This is a genomic window from Tessaracoccus lubricantis (assembly GCF_039544535.1).
GTDB classification, from domain to species: Bacteria; Actinomycetota; Actinomycetes; order Propionibacteriales; family Propionibacteriaceae; genus Arachnia; species Arachnia lubricantis.
This window is the reverse complement of record NZ_BAABLV010000012.1, coordinates 54648-72047: the sequence shown is the minus strand read 5'-3', so window position 1 is coordinate 72047 and position 17400 is coordinate 54648. Positions and strand designations below refer to the sequence as shown.

General features: G+C 68.6%; 13 protein-coding genes. 11 read left to right on the top strand and 2 right to left on the bottom strand.

Annotated elements, in window-relative coordinates:
* Positions 1-1074: an amidohydrolase family protein gene (locus tag ABEA30_RS03720; protein WP_345579159.1), complete on the top strand. Its 1074-nt coding sequence runs from the start codon at positions 1-3 to the stop codon at positions 1072-1074.
* Here ABEA30_RS03720 and ABEA30_RS03715 read toward each other — a convergent pair.
* Positions 1067-2005 carry a hypothetical protein gene (locus ABEA30_RS03715; RefSeq protein WP_345579157.1) on the bottom strand — a complete coding sequence of 313 codons (939 nt, stop codon included), beginning with the start codon at positions 2003-2005 and terminating at the stop codon, positions 1067-1069. The genes ABEA30_RS03720 and ABEA30_RS03715 overlap by 8 nt on opposite strands.
* A gap of 106 nt (positions 2006-2111) precedes the next feature.
* Here ABEA30_RS03715 and ABEA30_RS03710 point away from each other — a divergent pair, with 106 nt between their 5' ends.
* A complete protein-coding gene (locus ABEA30_RS03710) occupies positions 2112-3329 on the top strand; it encodes a S49 family peptidase (protein ID WP_345579155.1) in 1218 nt (405 codons plus the stop codon).
* A gap of 7 nt (positions 3330-3336) precedes the next feature.
* On the opposite strand, the gene ABEA30_RS03705 is transcribed toward ABEA30_RS03710, so the two are convergent.
* Positions 3337-3696: a metallopeptidase family protein gene (locus tag ABEA30_RS03705; protein WP_345579153.1), complete on the bottom strand. Its 360-nt coding sequence runs from the start codon at positions 3694-3696 to the stop codon at positions 3337-3339.
* A 116-nt stretch (positions 3697-3812) separates the two neighbouring features.
* On the opposite strand from ABEA30_RS03705, the gene ABEA30_RS03700 reads away from it, so the two are divergent.
* The 9 genes from ABEA30_RS03700 (at position 3813) to ABEA30_RS03660 (ending at position 17345) form a co-directional block, all read left to right on the top strand.
* Positions 3813-10646 (top strand): discoidin domain-containing protein, encoded by a 6834-nt coding sequence (locus tag ABEA30_RS03700; RefSeq protein ID WP_345579151.1) that lies wholly within the window; start codon positions 3813-3815, stop codon positions 10644-10646.
* A 146-nt stretch (positions 10647-10792) separates the two neighbouring features.
* Entirely contained in the window at positions 10793-11503 is a 711-nt protein-coding gene (locus tag ABEA30_RS03695) for a ferredoxin--NADP reductase (protein WP_345579149.1), read from the top strand.
* A gap of 190 nt (positions 11504-11693) precedes the next feature.
* Complete coding sequence (gene rpsP, locus ABEA30_RS03690; RefSeq protein WP_345579147.1) at positions 11694-12191, top strand: 30S ribosomal protein S16; 498 nt, start codon at positions 11694-11696, stop codon at positions 12189-12191.
* 2 nt (positions 12192-12193) lie between these two features.
* On the top strand, positions 12194-12442 hold the full coding sequence (locus tag ABEA30_RS03685) for an RNA-binding protein (protein WP_345579145.1): 249 nt from the start codon (positions 12194-12196) through the stop codon (positions 12440-12442).
* Positions 12443-12514: 72 nt separating this feature from the next.
* A complete protein-coding gene (rimM, locus tag ABEA30_RS03680) occupies positions 12515-13033 on the top strand; it encodes a ribosome maturation factor RimM (RefSeq protein ID WP_345579143.1) in 519 nt (172 codons plus the stop codon).
* Positions 13030-13728 (top strand): tRNA (guanosine(37)-N1)-methyltransferase TrmD, encoded by a 699-nt coding sequence (gene trmD / locus ABEA30_RS03675; protein ID WP_345579141.1) that lies wholly within the window; start codon positions 13030-13032, stop codon positions 13726-13728. Before rimM ends, trmD begins: the two co-directional genes overlap by 4 nt.
* A gap of 184 nt (positions 13729-13912) precedes the next feature.
* Positions 13913-14575, top strand: a complete 663-nt coding sequence (locus ABEA30_RS03670) for a succinate dehydrogenase cytochrome b subunit (protein ID WP_345579223.1) — start codon at positions 13913-13915, stop codon at positions 14573-14575.
* Entirely contained in the window at positions 14572-16593 is a 2022-nt protein-coding gene (locus ABEA30_RS03665; protein ID WP_345579139.1) for a fumarate reductase/succinate dehydrogenase flavoprotein subunit, read from the top strand. Before ABEA30_RS03670 ends, ABEA30_RS03665 begins: the two co-directional genes overlap by 4 nt.
* Positions 16590-17345, top strand: a complete 756-nt coding sequence (locus tag ABEA30_RS03660; RefSeq protein WP_345579137.1) for a succinate dehydrogenase/fumarate reductase iron-sulfur subunit — start codon at positions 16590-16592, stop codon at positions 17343-17345. The genes ABEA30_RS03665 and ABEA30_RS03660 overlap by 4 nt, the downstream gene beginning before the upstream one ends.
* Positions 17346-17400: the final 55 nt, after the last annotated feature.

The window sequence follows — 17400 nt, the reverse complement described above, 5'->3', positions numbered from 1 at the left end:
ATGGCGCAGCCGCTGCACGTCCACGGCACGTTCCTGCCGGAGGAGGAGCCCCGGGACCTCTGGATCGTCGACGGGGTGCTCACCGACGAGCCCGTGCGCGACGCCGTCACCATCGCGCGCAACGCGTTCGTCGTCCCGGGCTACGTGGATGCGCACTGCCACCTCGGGCTCGGGGTCGAGGGCGCGGTGAGCGCCGAGACCACCCGGGAACAGGCGACGGCTGACCTGCGGGCCGGCACGATGCTGGTGCGCGACGCCGGGTCGCCGTCCGACACCCGATGGGTGCATGGGGAGCCCGACCTGCCTCGGCTGATCCGCTCCGGCCGCCACATCGCCCGGCCGAAGCGCTACATCCGCCACCTCGGTGCCGAGGTGGAGCCCGAGCAGCTCGTCGCCCAGGTGCGGCACGAGGCCCGCTCCGGCGAGGGCTGGATCAAGCTGGTGGGGGACTGGATCGACCGCGGCGTCGGCGACCTCGCGCCGCTGTGGCCGGCAGACGTCGCCGCGCTGGCGATCGAGGCCGCGCACGAGGAGGGCGCCCGGGTGACGGCGCACTGCTTCGGCGAACAGGCCGTCCACGAACTGGTGGCCGCCGGCATCGACTGCATCGAGCACGGCACCGGGCTCAGCGACGAGGGCATCGAGGAGATGGCCCGGCGCGGCACGGCCCTGGTGCCGACGATGATCAACCTCGAGAACTTCCCGATGTACGCCGAGCCCGCCAGGGAGAAGTTCCCCACCTACCACGCGCACATGCACGACCTGTTCGCCCGTCGCAGGCAGACCATCGGCAAGGCCATCGAGGCCGGCGTGCCGGTCTACGCGGGGACCGACGCCGGCACGGTCGTCGAGCACGGCCGCATCCGTGACGAGATCGATGCGCTGGCAGGGGTTGGCGGCCGAGGGTTCGCCGTGGCGGCGGCCAGCTGGGGGGCCCGCGAGTGGCTGGGTGCCGACGCGCTGGACGTCGGCGCCAGCGCAGACCTCATCGTGCTCGACGCCGACCCCAGGGTGAGCGCCGAGACCATCCGCCGCCCACTGGCGCTGGTGCTGCGCGGCGAGGTCGTCAGCTGAAGCGCACCATGTTGTTGAACTGCCAGTCCGTGCGCTGCACGAACCGGCCGTCCTCCAACGCGATGAACGTCGACATCACGAACGAGCGGCAGGCGTTGCGGCCGGTGAGGGCGGTGTCGCACTCCGTTCGCCACTGGCGCGAATCGGCCGCCGACCACTGCGTGGTGTAACCCAGGGGGTTGGTGCGCCACAGGGACCGCGGCGACGCGGCGTAGGTGAGGTTGTTGAACACCCAGCCGGTGCTCTGCGTGTAGGTGCCGTCGCGGAGCGTGATGGTGGTGGCCTTGATCTCCGTGCGGCAACGCTCGGTCTGCGAATAGGGCTCGCAGCGGGTGCGCCACTCGCGGCCGTTGAGCAGGTGCATGCCGGGGGTGACGTAGACGTCGAGCCCTGCCGGCGCGGGCTGGGCGCCCACGCGGTACACGACCGGGATGCCCTGGTACGAGGTGCCCAGTTGTGACTGCAGGAGCGCGACGCCGGCGCTCTCGCCGGCCACCTGGATCGAACGCTGCGTCACGCCTGGGGTGGGGTAGATCGCGGCCAGCGCGCCCGAGGCGAACTGGGCAGCGTAGCGCGACTCCAGCGCGTCGATGGCGCCCTCGACGGCGGTGTAGGCGATGCGGACGGGGGCGAAGCTCACGCTCGACGCCCCGACGTTGCGCATCTTCGTGCGGAGGTCCTCCTGCATGCTCGGCCACGTCAGCACCGAACCGTCCAGGTAGGCCACGTGCGCTGCGGTGCCGTTGAGCTCCCAGGCGTCGACGGAGCCGGGGAAGATCTGGTTCCAGCCGTCGACGATGTCGACGATGCGCTGGCCGCTGCGCGTGGTGGGCTTCGGCGTCGGGTAGTCGGCCCACGCAACGGTCTCCGGGCCGGCCAGGACGACGAGCGCGGCCATCAGCGCCGCACCCCAACGGATGACTGTCCTCATGTGCTCTTCCCCCATCCGGCTCCCATGTCACTTCACGACTGGCCCCGAATCTACCCGACCCGCACTCGACTAGGGTGGCTGTGGCTCGACCAGGAGGCAGCACGCAGTGAACGACAACCGCCAGAACTTCCCCCCGCCGGCACCGCAGGACCGCGGGGCCGACATCCAGACCCCTGCCTCGCCGTCGCGACCAAGCCAGCGGCCCCAGCCGCAGCCCCGGATGGCGCCGCCACCTCCCGCGCCGGGCGGAGGGTTCGCCCGCGGCTTCGGCAACGGCATGGGCATCGGGTTGGGGCTCGGCGCCATGCTGCTGGCGACGTCGGTGGTGACCACCATCGCGATGGTGGTGGGGCTGGCAGCCCTCACCCCGACGGCGGCCGGCTCCGCCACCACCTCCCTGACGACGCTGTGGGGCCAGGGCGAAGGCAGGATCAGGGCCATTCCCGTCAGCGGCCCCATCATGTCCGACGCGTCCGACGGCGCCGTGTTCTCCGCCGGCACCTACGGCAACGAGGTGGCCGCCCAGATCGACGAACTGACCACCGATGACGCCTCGGCCGTGGTGCTGCTGGTCAACACGCCGGGCGGGAGCATCGGCGGGTCCAAGGCCATCAGCGACGCGGTGGAGCGGTATCAGGAGCGCACCGGCCAGAAGGTCCTGGTGCACGTCACGTCCATGTCGGCCTCGGGTGGCGTCTACGCCACCGCGACGGCCGACGAGATCGTCTCCGACCACGGCACGATGATCGGCTCCATCGGCGTCATCTTCGGCCCGTTCACACAGTTCAACGATGTCGTCGGCACCACGGGCAGCCTCCTCGAATCCGGTGTCACCACCACTGGCGGCATCACGCAGGAGTACCTGAGCGCGGGCACAGGGAAGGACTTCGGCAACCCGTTCCGCCCGATGAGCGAGGAGGAGCGGGCGCACTACCTGGCCGGCCTCGACGTCGAGTACGACGCCTTCGTGTCGCACGTCTCGGAGCACCGCGACATCCCCGCCGCGAAGATCGTCGACGAGCTCGGGGCGTTCATGTTCGACCCCGCCACGGCCATGGAGCACGGGCTCATCGACGACGTCATGGGCCGCGACGAGTTCTTCCGGCATGCCGCCGGGGCCGCCGGACTCGACCCCGACGACACCCGCGTCGAGACGGTGCGCATGCCTTCGGCGTGGGAGTCGCTGCTGGGCGCCGAGCGTGCCTTCGGGCAGGCGCCCGCCGTCGAGCAGGGGGCGGGCGTGGTGCCGGCCGTCAGCCGGGCGTTCTGCGGCGCGGCGCAGCCGTTGGCGTTCGCCGGCCAATTGTCGGCCGTCTGCGGCTGACCGGCCACTACCCCCAGCCGAGGTCGTGGAGGGAGTCCTCCTCGATCCCGTGGTAGTGGCCCAGCTCGTGCACGAGCGTGATCCAGATCTCCTCGTACAACTCGTCCTCCGTCTCGCAGAGTCGGCTGAGCGGGCCTTGGAACAGCACGATGCGGTCGGGCAGTTGCCCGAAGCCGTAAGTCTCGCCCCGGTCGGTCAGCGACGTGCCCTCGTACCACCCCAGCGTGTCCGACCCGTCCTCCGGCTCGTCCTCGATGACGAAGACGAGGTTGTCCAGGTGCTCTGTGAGGTGGTCTGGCAGCATCTCGAGCGCCTCCTCGACGAGGTCCTCGAATGCGTCGGCGCTGATCTCCACGTGGCCGATCATAGGTGCCCCCTCCGGAGAACCGCTCACTCGCGTTCATCATCTCCTTCCGTGATAGCGCTAACAGTCCTAATGTTCGGCGCAGGGTCAACGATGATCCCCTGCGAGAAGGAACCTCAGTGAACTCGTACCCCACACTCGCTCGCGTCACCAGCGTGCTGGCGTCCCTGGCGCTCCTGGCCAGCGGCGGCTACGCAGCCCCTACGGCCCAGGCCGCGCCGGAGCCCATCCCGGCGACCCTCGCCCCGCTCCCCACCTACGCCGAGACTTCAGGCGTGGCGTTCATCGGCCCCATCCCCGGCGTCGCGAACGTCACCGCGGCCGGGGACGTGGTGACGCTGGAGAACGGTGCCCTCAAGGTCGTCTTCGACGTCACCGGCGTGCCCGACGTCACCACCTTCCTCAACAAGGCGACGGGGGCCAACCAAGCCATCGACCAGGGCCGCCTGTTGCATTCGGCCAACGCCACCACGGACCTCGGCGCCCTGACCTGGACCCGCACCGGCGCACCGGTGGTGTCAGACCTCGCGCCCGATGCGGCCTCGAGTCGCATCGCGCAGACGCTGCCGGGCAAGCAGGTCACGGTGACCTACACCGCCACGCACGCCAACGGATTCGCCGCCAACGTCACCTGGACGGCGGAACTGCGCCAGGACGCCAACTACGTGCGCCAGCACCTCAAGGCGGACATCACCGCCGGCTCCGTCGGGCCGTCGGGCACCGCCCCGCTCAACATCGGCCTGCTCGAGGTCACGCTGCCGAACGCGCGCACCACCTCGCCGGTGGACGGGTCTCCCGTCGCCTCGGGGATCAACACCCGCGAGACGTTCTTCACCTCGGTGGAGCACCCCATGGCCAAGACCAGCATCGGCGCCGACGACGTCGTGCGTCAGGTGGTGCCATCGCGCCGCACGTACTCCGCCACGGCGAACTCCACGATCGAGGGCACCGTTGTCTACGGCGTCAGCAACCCCGGCCAGCTCCGCAGGTCCGCGCAGTACTACGTGGAGCGCGAGCGGGCGCACGAGCGCCGCACCTACCTGCACTACCAGTCCTGGTACGACCTCAAGCCCAACGCCGGCACCGTGCAGTACCCGCTGATGGTCAACGGCGAGAACCTGAAGAAGTCCATGGAGCTCTTCGGCCGCGAGCTGACGACCCGTGGCGCCAAGCTGGACTCCTTCTGGGTCGACGACGGGTGGGACTACCTGCGTGACCCCGCGGTCGCCGATGAGACCAACCTCAAGGTGTGGTCGTTCGACCCCACGCAGTACCCCACGGGTTTCGCGCCCCAGAAGGCCATCGCCGACAGCTATGACGCGTCAATGTCGGTGTGGATGTCGCCGTTCGGCGGCTACGACCCCTCCGCCTCGCGCCGAAGGGACCTGAACGCCTCCAAGCCCGCCGGCGAGCAGATGGAACGCAACGCCGCCGGCTTCTCCTTGGCGGGCGCACGCTACGGGCAGCACTTCCGCGACGTCGTGTTCGACATGATGGACAACAACGGCGTGCAGGGCTTCAAGTTCGACGGCATCGGCGGCGGCCTTTACCAGACCGGCGTCAACCTGAACTACCTCGCCGACTACGAGGCCATGTTCGAGCTCCTCGACGACATGCGCGCCCACGATCAGGAGGTCTTCGTCAACGCCACCGTCGGTACCTGGGGCTCGCCCTACTGGCTGTGGTACGTCGACTCCATCTGGCGCGACGGCGGCGACGCCATCCTGCAGGGCTCCAACGACTGGAGCAACACGCCCGGTTCGTCCACCGACAAGTACATGACGTACCGCGACAAGGAGCAGTACCGCAACTTCACCAAGCGCAACCGGCTCTTCCCCGAGACGAGCCTGATGAACCACGGCCTGATCTTCTCGCCGCGCCCCAACACGCAGCACTTCGACTTCGACACCGACCTCAGCAAGCCCGAGGTCCTGGCCGACGCCAAGCGCGCCATCAAGACCTACTTCGCGATGGGCCTCGGCCTGCAGGAGCTCTACGTGCGTTCGACCGAGGTGGATCCGACGACGGGCTCCGACGCCAAGAAGGCCGGGGCCGTGGAGTGGTGGGACACCCTGGCCGACTACGCCAAGTGGGCCCGCGAAAACGAGCAGCTGTTCACCTCCGCGCGCATGATCGGCGCCGACCCCATGGCCGGCGTCTACGGTTCCGCCTCCTGGTGGCCGAAGAACAACGGCGAGGGCGTCCTCATGCTCCGCAACCCCACGGCCTCGGCCAAGACGTTCACGGTCAACCCCGCGACCGCCTTCGAGTTGCCTGCTGGCCAGGCCACCCGCTACACGTTCACTGAGCGCGACGGCGACGCCGCCCCGTTCACCGCCGACGTCTTCCGCCCCTATACGTTCGAGCTGCAGCCGTTCCAGACACTGCTGTTCGAGGCCAAGGCTTCCAACGCAGCGATCACCGCGTCGACGGCGACCCCGCCGCCGTCGGATGGCCGCCTGGACGCCACCATCTGGGTGGCCACCGCCAACAGCCAGGAGGTCAACGGCGAGAATGGCCGCGCCAGCAACGTGCTGGACAACAACCGCGCCACGATGTGGCACACCCAGTACAACCCCAGCAAGACTGCTGCGCCCCACTGGCTGACCATCGACATGGGCGAGGCCACCACCTTCAACCGGGTTGACTACGTCCCCCGTACCCAGACCAATGGCAACGGCACTCTCGGCGCGTACCAGTGGCAGACGTCCAACGACGGTGTGAACTTCACCACTATCAACTCGGGCACCTGGGACATGACCAACACCACCAAGACGGTGAACTTCACCGAGCCGGTGACCGCCCGCTACCTGAGGCTCTACGCGCCCACAGGAGGCTACGCCGGTTTCACCACGGCGGCCGACATCAACGTGTTCGCGCCGCCGCCTGGCGACGGTGCACCCACTGCCGCGCCCACGAACCTGCCCGACATCACGGCGACCACCTTCAACCACCTGCTCAACGGCAATTCGCTCACGGTCCCTGCCGGCGGCCACCTCACGGTGCCCGACGCACCGGGCGGCTGGAGCTTCGTCACGATCACCGACGACGCCGGTGCCCGCACCAACGTGGGCTGGATGAAGCCCGCCGACGGGCAGATCGCGGCGCGTGTCCTGGTGCCCCTCAGCGTGACGCCAGATGCGTACACCGTCGAACTCCGCAGCACCACCGGCTCCATCATCGGATGGGCACCGCTCACCGTCACAGAGGAGAACGTGCCGCCGCTGGTCACAGAGATCCCCACCACCTTCGTGGAGCGGAACGCCGCGGTGAACATCGCTGTCCACGCCGAGGACGGTGACGCGCTGACCTACAGCGCCGCGGGCCTGCCCGTCGGCGTCACCATCGACCCCGCCACGGGCTTGATCTCAGGTTCTTCCCCGGCCGAGGGCGTCTACCCCGTCACCGTGACGGTCGATGACGGGCGCGAGGGCGTCACGACCACCGAGTTCACCCTCAACGTGGTGGTGACCACCAAGCTCACGCCGAGCGGGTGGACCGCCCAGGCCTCGAGCCAGGAAACCAGCGGGGAGGGTCCGGTCAACGGCCGCGCCGCCACCGTCCTGGACGAGGATCCGGCCACCTTCTGGCACACGGCCTACAACCCGAGCCCCGCATCCCCGCCGCACTGGATCCAGGTCACCTCCCCCGAGGTCGTCGAGATGCAGCGCTTCGACTACACGCCACGCCAGATCGCCGGGGCGACCCAAGTGGGCAACGGCACCGTCACGAAGTACGAGTGGCAGGTCTCCACCGACGGCTCGACGTTCACCACGGTGGCCTCCGGCGCCTGGCCGGCCACCTTCGCCACGAAGTCGGTGACGCTGGACCAGCCGGTGGCGGGCAAGATCGCCCGTCTGGCCATCATCGAGTCCTTCACGCGCCCTGATAGCACCGGGTCCTATGGCAACGCCTCGGGACTGGCCGTGCATGCACTGTCCACGGACGTGACCGGACCGGCGATCGCGCCGGTGGGCGACACCTTCATCGAGTTCGGCAGCGCCGTGGACATCACTATCAGCGCCGAGGACCGCAACGCGCCGATCACGTTCACCGCGACCGGTCTCCCGGCCGGTGCGACGATGGAGACCTCCGGGGCCATCATCGGTACCCCGACCGAGCAGGGCCTCTTCGAGGTCAGCGTGACGGCGTCCGACCCCGCCGGCAACCAGTCCACCGCGACGTTCACGCTGAGCGTGGGCGTCGCACCGAAGTTGGCAGTGGAGAATCCACCTGCGTCGATGCATTGGTCCACGGACGCGGAGATCACCTTCACCACCACCGACATCCTCGAATTCAGCGTGCTGAGCGTCGACGTGCCGGAGGGCTGGCAGGTATCCCCGTCGCAGCAGTGGCTCTCGCCCGGGGAGGGGAGCGCGACCGTGACCCTGCGCGCGCCCCAGGCCGGAACGTCGGGCACCATCTCCGCCACGGTCACCGCTCTCGATGGCAAGAGTTCGACGGTGGGCTTCACCGTCGCGTTGACCGACCCGTCGGTCCGCACGATCGCCGGCGCGGTGGCCTGGGACTCGGCGGAGCCCCAGGAAGGTGGCCTGGCCTCACCCAACGGCTATGTGACCGCCGCTGTGGACGGGAATGCGGCTACGTTCTGGCACACGCAGTGGAGCGGCACGAATCCCATGCATCCGCACCACGTCGTGATCGACTTGGGCAGCGAGCAGGAGGTGGCCTCGTTCACCTACCTGCCGCGCAATACGTCGGAGTGCGGCGGCTCGGTCGCCCCACCCATCTGCAACGGGCAGATCGCGGGCTACGAGATCTACACAGGCACGGGGTCCTTCGGCACACGCACCGAGGCCGAGCTGCGGCAGACCAGCTTCGCAGAGCCCACCGATGCGGCCTACACCAAGGTGGCTGAGGGCACCTGGGCCGTGACCGACGGGACCGCCAAGACGGTGGTCTTCGACCAGCCGGTCATCACCCGCTACCTGAAGTTGAGGTCGTTGTCGGCCGTGAAGAGCCCGAACGGGACCAGCCAGCCCTGGGCGCACGCCGCGGAGCTCACGGTCGCGGGGCTCAAGGCGCAGACGCCCGAGGTGCTCGAGGACGTGGCGCTGGGCGCGAAGCTCGTGGTCACACCGACGACGATCGACCCGGGCGGCTCGCTGGCCATCTCGGGTGCAGGTTTCGCTGCAGGCAGTTCGGTGACGGTGACCCTGGGCACCGCGACGCAGGTCGTCACGGCTGCGGCGGATGGCACGATCGCTGCCGTCCTCACCGTGTCCGCCGATCAGGCGGCGGGTGCTGCGAACCTCAGCGCCACGGACGGCACCACCACGGCCACCGTCCGGATCCAGGTCACCGGCACCCTCGAGCCCCCCACGGTCGCCGTCGACGACGTGACGGTGGAACTGGGCTCGGCAGTCTCGGTGCAGGCCACCGCGACCGGGGCGGAGATCGCCTATGCGGTCTCTGGTCACCCTGCGTTGTCGATCAGCAGCACCGGCCTGATCACCGGTCTGCCAAACGCAGTCGGCGCGACCATTGTCACCGTGACTGTGACCGATGCCGATGACCAAGCGGCCAGCGACACCTTCACGCTCACCGTGCAGGACACCACCGACCCGGTGGTGGCGGCGATCGCCGACCTGACCGTGGTGGCCGGCTCGGCAGTCTCGGTGCAGGTCGCGGCGACGGACGCCCAATCGCTGACCTACTCGCTGTCGGGCAACGACAACCTGTCGATCAGCGCTGCCGGCCTGATCACTGGCACGGCGACGACGGTAGGCACCTCCACTGTGACGGTGACGGTGACCGATGCGTCGGACAACGTCGCCACGCGCCAGTTCACGCTGACGGTGAAGCCGGCCGCCGAGGCCCCGATCCTGGCTGCGATCGGCGACCAGGCGGTGGAGCTCGGCGCGTCGATCACACCGGTGACCCCGGCCGCAACCGGCACCGCTCCCATCACCTACGCGGTGACGGGCCTGCCGGAGGGGGTGACGTACAGTGCCGCGACCAACCGGATCTCGGGCACGCCCACCACGGTGACGGCCTCCCCGGCGACGGTGACGGTCACGGCGACCAATGCGGTCGGCACCGACACCGAGACCTTCACCATCGCGGTGTCCGACACCACCAAGCCGGTGCTGGCCACCATCACCGACCGGTCCGTCGAGGAGGGCACCACGCTGTCGATCCAGGTCTCGGCCACGGATCGTCAGGGCCTGACGTACGCGGTGTCCGGCAACGACGAGCTGTCGATCAGCGCCACGGGCCTGATCACGGGCACCGTGACGACGGTGGGCACCTCGTCGGTGAGCGTGACGGTGACCGACGCGTCGGGCAATGCCACGATCCGGACGTTCACCCTGACCGTGACGAGCAAGCCCTCGCCGTCGCCGTCGCCGTCGCCGTCGGTGTCGCCTTCGCCGTCGACCTCGCCTTCGGCGTCGCCGTCGCCGTCAACCTCGCCCAAGCCGACCAGATCGCCGTCGGTTCGGCCGTCGGCCAAGCCGACGACGACCCCGGCGAAGCCGAAGTACGAGCGCACCGCGCCCTACACCCTGCCCGGCACTCACGACGTGAATGGTCGGCAGTGGTTCACGCAGTGTGAGGACTACTCGCAGACGGTGCGGTGCCGAACCGAGATCTGGGCCACCGTCGTGGTGATCGAGGATGGTCGGTTCATGCGGAAGTCCGGGTGGTCGTTCAACAACCTGACGTACCTGCCGTACATGACGCGTCAGGCGTGGACGGGCAATCCGTTGGGTGACCTGGGTGCGACCACCGATGGTGTGTTCAGCTCCGCTGGGCGTCAGTGGAGGACGGAGTGTGACACGGCTGCCACGGGTCGTGGCGCGTGCCGTTCGTACACGTGGACGACGGTGTACTCGGCCACGGCGAAGGCCGACGGTGGGTACACGTTCAGCCAGGCCAACCGCTGGGTGTTCAACAACATGGTGCTGTTCGGGGACCCGTCGCTGCGGTGATGAACCCGGTGGCACCGGAGGCTCGGGAGACCGTCAGGGGCAGGCGCTCGCGCCGCCCCTGGCGGTCTCGCCCTTCCGCTCACCCTTTCGCCCTGTTCACCAGGGGATTGCGGCAATAGCATGGGCCAAAGATCGGAGGCTCGTTCATGGTCGAGAAGTTGAGACTGGTCAGCAGGGAGCTCGTGGCGGAAGGCACCATGGCCTTCCACTTCGAGAAGCCTGAGGGATTCGAATTCCGGGCCGGCCAAGCCGGCGACTTCATCCTCGTCGATCCGCCGGAGTCCGACGACGAGGGCAACACCCGGGCCTTCTCCCTGGTGCATGCACCGCACGAGGGTGACCTCGTCGTCGCGACACGGCTGCGCGACAGCGCCTTCAAGCGCGTCCTGCGCAGCATGCCCATCGGTTCGGAGGTGAACTTCGACGGCCCCTGGGGCGATTACACCCTGCACAGGAGGGAGACCACCCCGGCCGTGTTCCTCATCGGCGGGATTGGCGTCACACCCGTGCGCAGCATGATCTCGCAGGCCACGCACGACAAGACGGGGCACCGGCTGACCCTCATCCACGCCAACGACCGGGCGGAGGCTGCACCGTTCGTCGCCGACTTCGAGCACTTCGCCTCGGTGAACCCGAACTTCACCTACGTGCAGACGCTGTCCAACCCGCCGCAGGACTGGCCGGGGGAGACCGGCCGCATCGACGAGGCGATGCTGCGCAGGCACGTGCCCGACCTCGAGGCGCCCATCTTCTACCTCTCCGGGCCGGCCGGCATGGTCAAGGCCATGCGCACCCTGCTCATGGAGGCCGGCGCAGACGAGGACAACATCCGCACCGAGGAGTTCTCGGGCTACTGAGCGGGTCGAGGGGCGGCATGTTTGGGCGAGGAGGCCGATTTCTGGCAGAATGTCGGATGCACCTCGTCCAGGCGTGCCCTCTCACGCGCCCGGCAGGACCCCATGGTTCCCGCGCAACGTGCCCCACACGTCGCTCGACACCTTTCGACACAGCCTCCCTGAGGCACACACAACAGGAGACACCACACACGTGGCTACCAAGATTCGTCTGAAGCGTCTCGGCAAGATTCGCTCGCCCCACTACCGCATCATCGTGATCGACGAGCGCGCCAAGCGCGACGGTCAGGCCATCGAGGAGATCGGCCTGTACCACCCGAAGAACGAGCCCAGCCTCATCCGCGTCGACTCCGAGCGCGCACAGTACTGGCTCGGCGTCGGCGCCCAGCCCACGGAGGCCGTCGTCGCCATCCTGAAGCGCACTGGCGACTGGCAGAAGTTCACCGGCGAGGACTCGCCGTCCGGCGTCCTGCCGCAGCCTGAGCCGCGTGACCGCGACGCCGCGTTCGCCGCCGCCCTCGCCGAGGATTCCGGCGCCACCGCGCCGGCCATCTCGAAGGCCAAGAAGAAGGCCGAAGAGGATGCCGCCAAGAAGGCTGCTGACGAGGCTGCTGCCGCCGAGGCCCCGGCCGAAGAGGCCGCCGAGGAAGCCCCGGCCGACGATGCCGAGGCTCCTGCCGAAGAGGCGTGAGCATGCTTGCTGAGGCCCTGGAGCACCTCGTTGCGGGAATCGTGTCGAATCCCGACGACGTGACCGTCAGGGACAAGGACCTGCGTCGCGGCCGTCTGCTCGAGGTGCGTGTGCACCCCGACGACGTGGGCAAGGTGATCGGCCGCCAGGGCCGCACCGCCCAGGCGCTGCGCACCGTCGTCGCTGCGCTGGCGGGCAAGGAGAGCGTCCGGGTCGACTTCGTCGACGTGGACCGGCCCCGCCGCCGCTGACATCAGCCCAAGCCGATCGATGCCCCGGGACTCACCAGTCCCGGGGCATCGCCCATCCATGAGGGGAAGCACATGAGCGACATCGAAGTGATCGTCGGCCGGATCGGCCGCGCCCACGGCATCCGGGGGGAGGTGTTCGTCGACGTGCGCACCGACGAGCCGGGCCGCCGCTTCGCGCCCGGCGGCACGCTGCGAATGGGGGACAAGCGTCGCCCCGCGACGCTGGCGTCGGTGCGGTGGAACCGCGGCAAGCTGATCGTGTCGTTCGCCGAGGCGCCGGACCGCACGGCCGTGGAGCAGCTCACCGGCGAGCTGCTCTACGACCACGTGCCCGAGGCCGAACTGCCCAGCGAGAAGGACGAGTACTTCGACCGGCACCTCGTGGGGCTGGTGGTGCGCGACCACACCGGCGCCGAACGCGGCACCGTCAGCGAGGTGCTGCACCTCCCCGCGCAGGACGTGCTCCAGCTCGACGTCGACGGCGAGGAACGCCTGGTCCCGTTCGTCAGCGCGCTGGTGCCCACCGTCGACGTGGCCGGCGGCTTCCTGCAGCTGGCAGATGTCGACGGGCTGCTCGAGGACGTCGAATGAGGCTCGACGTCGTCACGATCTTCCCCGACTACTTCGCTCCGCTGCAGCTCTCGCTGGTGGGCAAGGCCATCGACGGCGGCATCATCGACGTGGCCGTCCACGACCTGCGCGACTGGACCCACGACCGGCACCGCACCGTCGACGACACGCCCTACGGGGGCGGGGCCGGGATGGTGATGAAGCCCGAGCCGTGGGGAGAGGCGCTGGACGCGCTCGAGGAGGCGGACCCGCGGCCGATGACGGTGATCGTGACCACGCCCGCCGGGCGGCGGTTCGACCAGGCACTGGCCTACGAGCTGGCGGGCAAGGAGCGGCTGGTGTTCGCCTGCGGGCGCTACGAGGGCATCGACCAGCGCGTCATCGACCACTGCGCCGAGCACTACGAACTCGTCGAGATCAGCCTCGGCGACTACGTGCTCAACGGGGGAGAGGTGGCCGCGCTCGCGATCACCGAGGCCGTCGTGCGGCTGCTGCCCGGCGTCGTCGGCAACCCCGAGTCGCTCGTCGAGGAATCCCATTCGCCGGAGCACCGGTTGCTCGAGTACCCCAACTACACCAAGCCGCCGCAGTGGCGGGGCCGTGAGGTGCCCGAGATCCTGTTCAGCGGCCACCACGCCAACATCGCGAAGTGGCGGCTCGACCAGGCGACGCAACGCACCCGGGACCGTCGGCCAGACCTGCTCGCGGACGAGTGACCACGGGCCCCCGACGCGAATTTCGCGAGCGGAAACGCGCATAAATAACGCGTCGAGACGCGCTGTCGGCTAACCTGCCCCCTTGCCCCACAGCGGGATTCTCGTTGGCTAGAGTGTCGCCGTGGCAACAAATCTCACCATTCATCAACGTGCGAGGCGAAGCACGGTCGTGAAGAAGGTCATCATGGCGGTGACCGGTCTCATCATGATCGCCTTCCTCCTCATGCACATGTACGGCAACCTGAAGATGTTCTATACGGCGGACAACTTCCACGCCTTCGACTACTACGCGGAATGGCTCAAGGGCAAGACCCCCGACGGCGGCATCCTCTACCCGATCATGCCTGCGGGCACGTTCATCTGGGTGTTCCGGTTCGTGCTGCTCCTGTCGGTCGTGCTGCACATCTGGTCCGCCGCGTCGCTGTCGGCGAAGACGCTGGCGCAGCGCGGATCCAAGTACGAGAACTCGAAGAAGAAGGTCCAGACCTACTCCGCGCGCACCATGCGCTGGGGCGGCGTCATCATCGCGGCCTTCCTGATCTTCCACCTGCTCCAGTTCACCATCGTGCCCGGCTCGCTCGGCGCGGGCGGCGAGATCGAGCACCCGCATGAGATGGTGCTGGCCAGCTTCAGCATGTGGTGGATGGTCCTCATCTACGCGATCTGCATGGTGCTGATCGTGATGCACGTGCGCCACGGTTTCTGGAGCGCCTTCGCAACCCTGGGGGCCAACCTGAGCGCCAGGTCGCGCCAGGTGCTCAACGTGCTGGCCGTGATCGTCGCCGCCGTCCTGTTCGTCGGCTTCATGGTCATGCCGGTCGCCGTTCTGATTGGAGTCATCGCATGACCACCACCGAGATCCCTGCAACCACCGCTGCGGCGACGGACTTCTGGACCGTCGGCGACGACATCGCCGACACCAAGGCGCCCCAGGGCGTCGACATCGACCAAGTCTGGAAGACGCGCCAGTTCCAGGCACGCCTCGTCAACCCGGCCAACCGTCGCAAGCTCAGCGTCATCATCGTCGGCACCGGCCTCGCCGGCGGCGCCGCAGCCGCCACGCTCGGCGAGGCCGGCTACAACGTGCTGAACTTCTGCTACCAGGACAGCCCCCGTCGTGCCCACTCGATCGCCGCCCAGGGCGGTATCAACGCGGCCAAGAACTACCGCAACGACAACGACTCGACGCACCGCCTGTTCTACGACACGGTCAAGGGCGGCGACTACCGTGCCCGTGAGACCAACGTGTACCGGCTGGCGGAGGTCTCCGCCAACATCATCGACCAGTGCGTCGCCCAGGGCGTGCCCTTCGCCCGCGAGTACGGCGGCCTGCTCGACACCCGTTCGTTCGGCGGCGTGCAGGTGCAGCGCACCTTCTACGCCCGCGGCCAGACGGGCCAGCAGTTGCTGATCGGCGTCTACCAGCAGCTGGAGCGCCAGATCGCGGCCGGCACGGTGAAGATGTACGCCCGCCACGAGATGATCGAGCTGATCGTCGTCGACGGCCGCGCCCGTGGCATCGTCACGCGCAACATGATCAACGGCAAGATCGAGGCCTGGACGGCAGACGCCGTGGTGCTCGGCACCGGTGGCTACGGCAACGTGTTCTTCCTGTCCACCAACGCCATGGGCTGCAACGTCACGGCGACGTGGCGAGCGCACCGCAAGGGCGCCTACTTCGGCAATCCTTGCTACACGCAGATCCACCCCACGTGCATCCCGGTGCACGGCGAGACGCAGTCCAAGCTGACGCTCATGTCGGAGTCGTTGCGCAACGACGGCCGCATCTGGGTGCCGAAGCGGGCGGAAGACTGCGCCAAGGACCCGCGCGAGATCCCGGAGGAGGATCGCGACTACTACCTGGAGCGCATCTACCCGGCGTTCGGCAACCTGGTGCCGCGTGACATCGCGTCGCGTCAGGCGAAGAACATGTGCGACGAGGGCCGCGGCGTCGGCCCGGCCGTCACTGAGCGCGACTCCGAGGGCAACGAGCGGCAGATGCGCCGCGGCGTCTACCTCGACTTCTCCGATGCGATCAACCGCATGGGCCAGAAGGCGGTCGAGACCAAGTACGGCAACCTGTTCGACATGTACGCGCAGATCACGGGCGAGAACCCGTACGAGACGCCCATGCGCATCTACCCGGCGGTGCACTACACCATGGGTGGCCTGTGGGTGGATTACGACCTGCAGTCGTCGATCACCGGCCTCTACGTCACCGGCGAGGCGAACTTCTCCGACCACGGCGCGAACCGCCTGGGCGCCTCGGCGCTCATGCAGGGCCTGGCCGACGGCTACTTCGTGCTGCCCAACACCATCAACGACTACCTGGCTGACGCCCCCTTCGAGAAGATCGGCCTGGACCACCCGGCCGTCGTCGAGGCCGTCGGCTCGGCCCGCGGACGCGTCGAGAAGCTGCTCAGCATCCAGGGCACCCGGTCGGTGGACTCGTTCCACAAGGAACTGGGCCACATCATGTGGGAGTACTGCGGCATGGAGCGCACCGAGGAGGGCCTCAAGAAGGCCATCGGCCTCATCCGTGCGCTGCGTGAGGAGTTCTGGACCAACGTCCGCGTCACGGGCGTCAACGAGGACTTCAACCAGGCCCTCGAGCGCGCCGGCCGCGTGGCCGACTTCATGGAACTCGGCGAACTGATGTGCATCGACGCGCTGCACCGTCGCGAATCGTGTGGCGGACACTTCCGCGCCGAGTCGCAGACGGAGGACGGCGAGGCGCTGCGCCACGACGACGAGTTCCTCTACGTCGGCGCCTGGGAGTGGGGCGGCGAGGGCGGCAAGCCCGTGCTGCACCGCGAGCCCCTCGTCTACAAGGCAATCGAACTGAAGCAACGGAGTTACAAGTGAAGCTCAAGCTACGTATCTGGCGCCAGGCCGGCCCGCAGGCGGCCGGCAAGATGGTCGAGTACGACCTCGACGGCGTGTCCGAGGACATGTCGTTCCTGGAGATGCTTGACCTTCTCAACGAGAAGCTCACGGAGCGCAACGAGGAGCCGGTGGCCTTCGACCACGACTGCCGCGAGGGCATCTGTGGCATGTGCGGCGTCGTCATCAACGGCATCGCGCACGGCGGCAGCGAATTCCGCACCACCACCTGCCAGCTGCACATGCGGTCCTTCGAGGACGGCGCCACGATCGACGTCGAGCCCTGGCGGGCCGGCGCGTTCCCGGTGATCAAGGACCTCGCCGTGGACCGCTCGTCGTTCGACCGCATCATCGCCGCTGGCGGCTTCATCTCGTCGAACACCGGTTCGGCCCCGGACGCCCACGCGACCCCGGCGCCGAAGCGAGAAGCTGACCTCGCCTTCGACAACGCCACCTGCATCGGCTGCGGCGCCTGCGTCGCGGCCTGCCCGAACAGCTCCGCCATGCTGTTCACCGCGGCGAAGATCACGCACCTGGCGATGCTGCCGCAGGGCCAGCCCGAGCGGTACCGCCGCGTGAAGTCGATGGTGGCCCAGCACGACGAAGAGGGCTTCGGCAACTGCACCAACATCGGTGAGTGCGCGGCGGTCTGCCCGAAGGGCATCCCGCTCGAGTCCATCTCGCGCCTGAACGGCGACCTGATCAAGGCGATGTTCAAGGGCGACGGCAAGTAGCACACGGGGCTCAGCCTCGTTGAACCCCGCTGGGCGGAGCCCGGGTGGTCCGCCC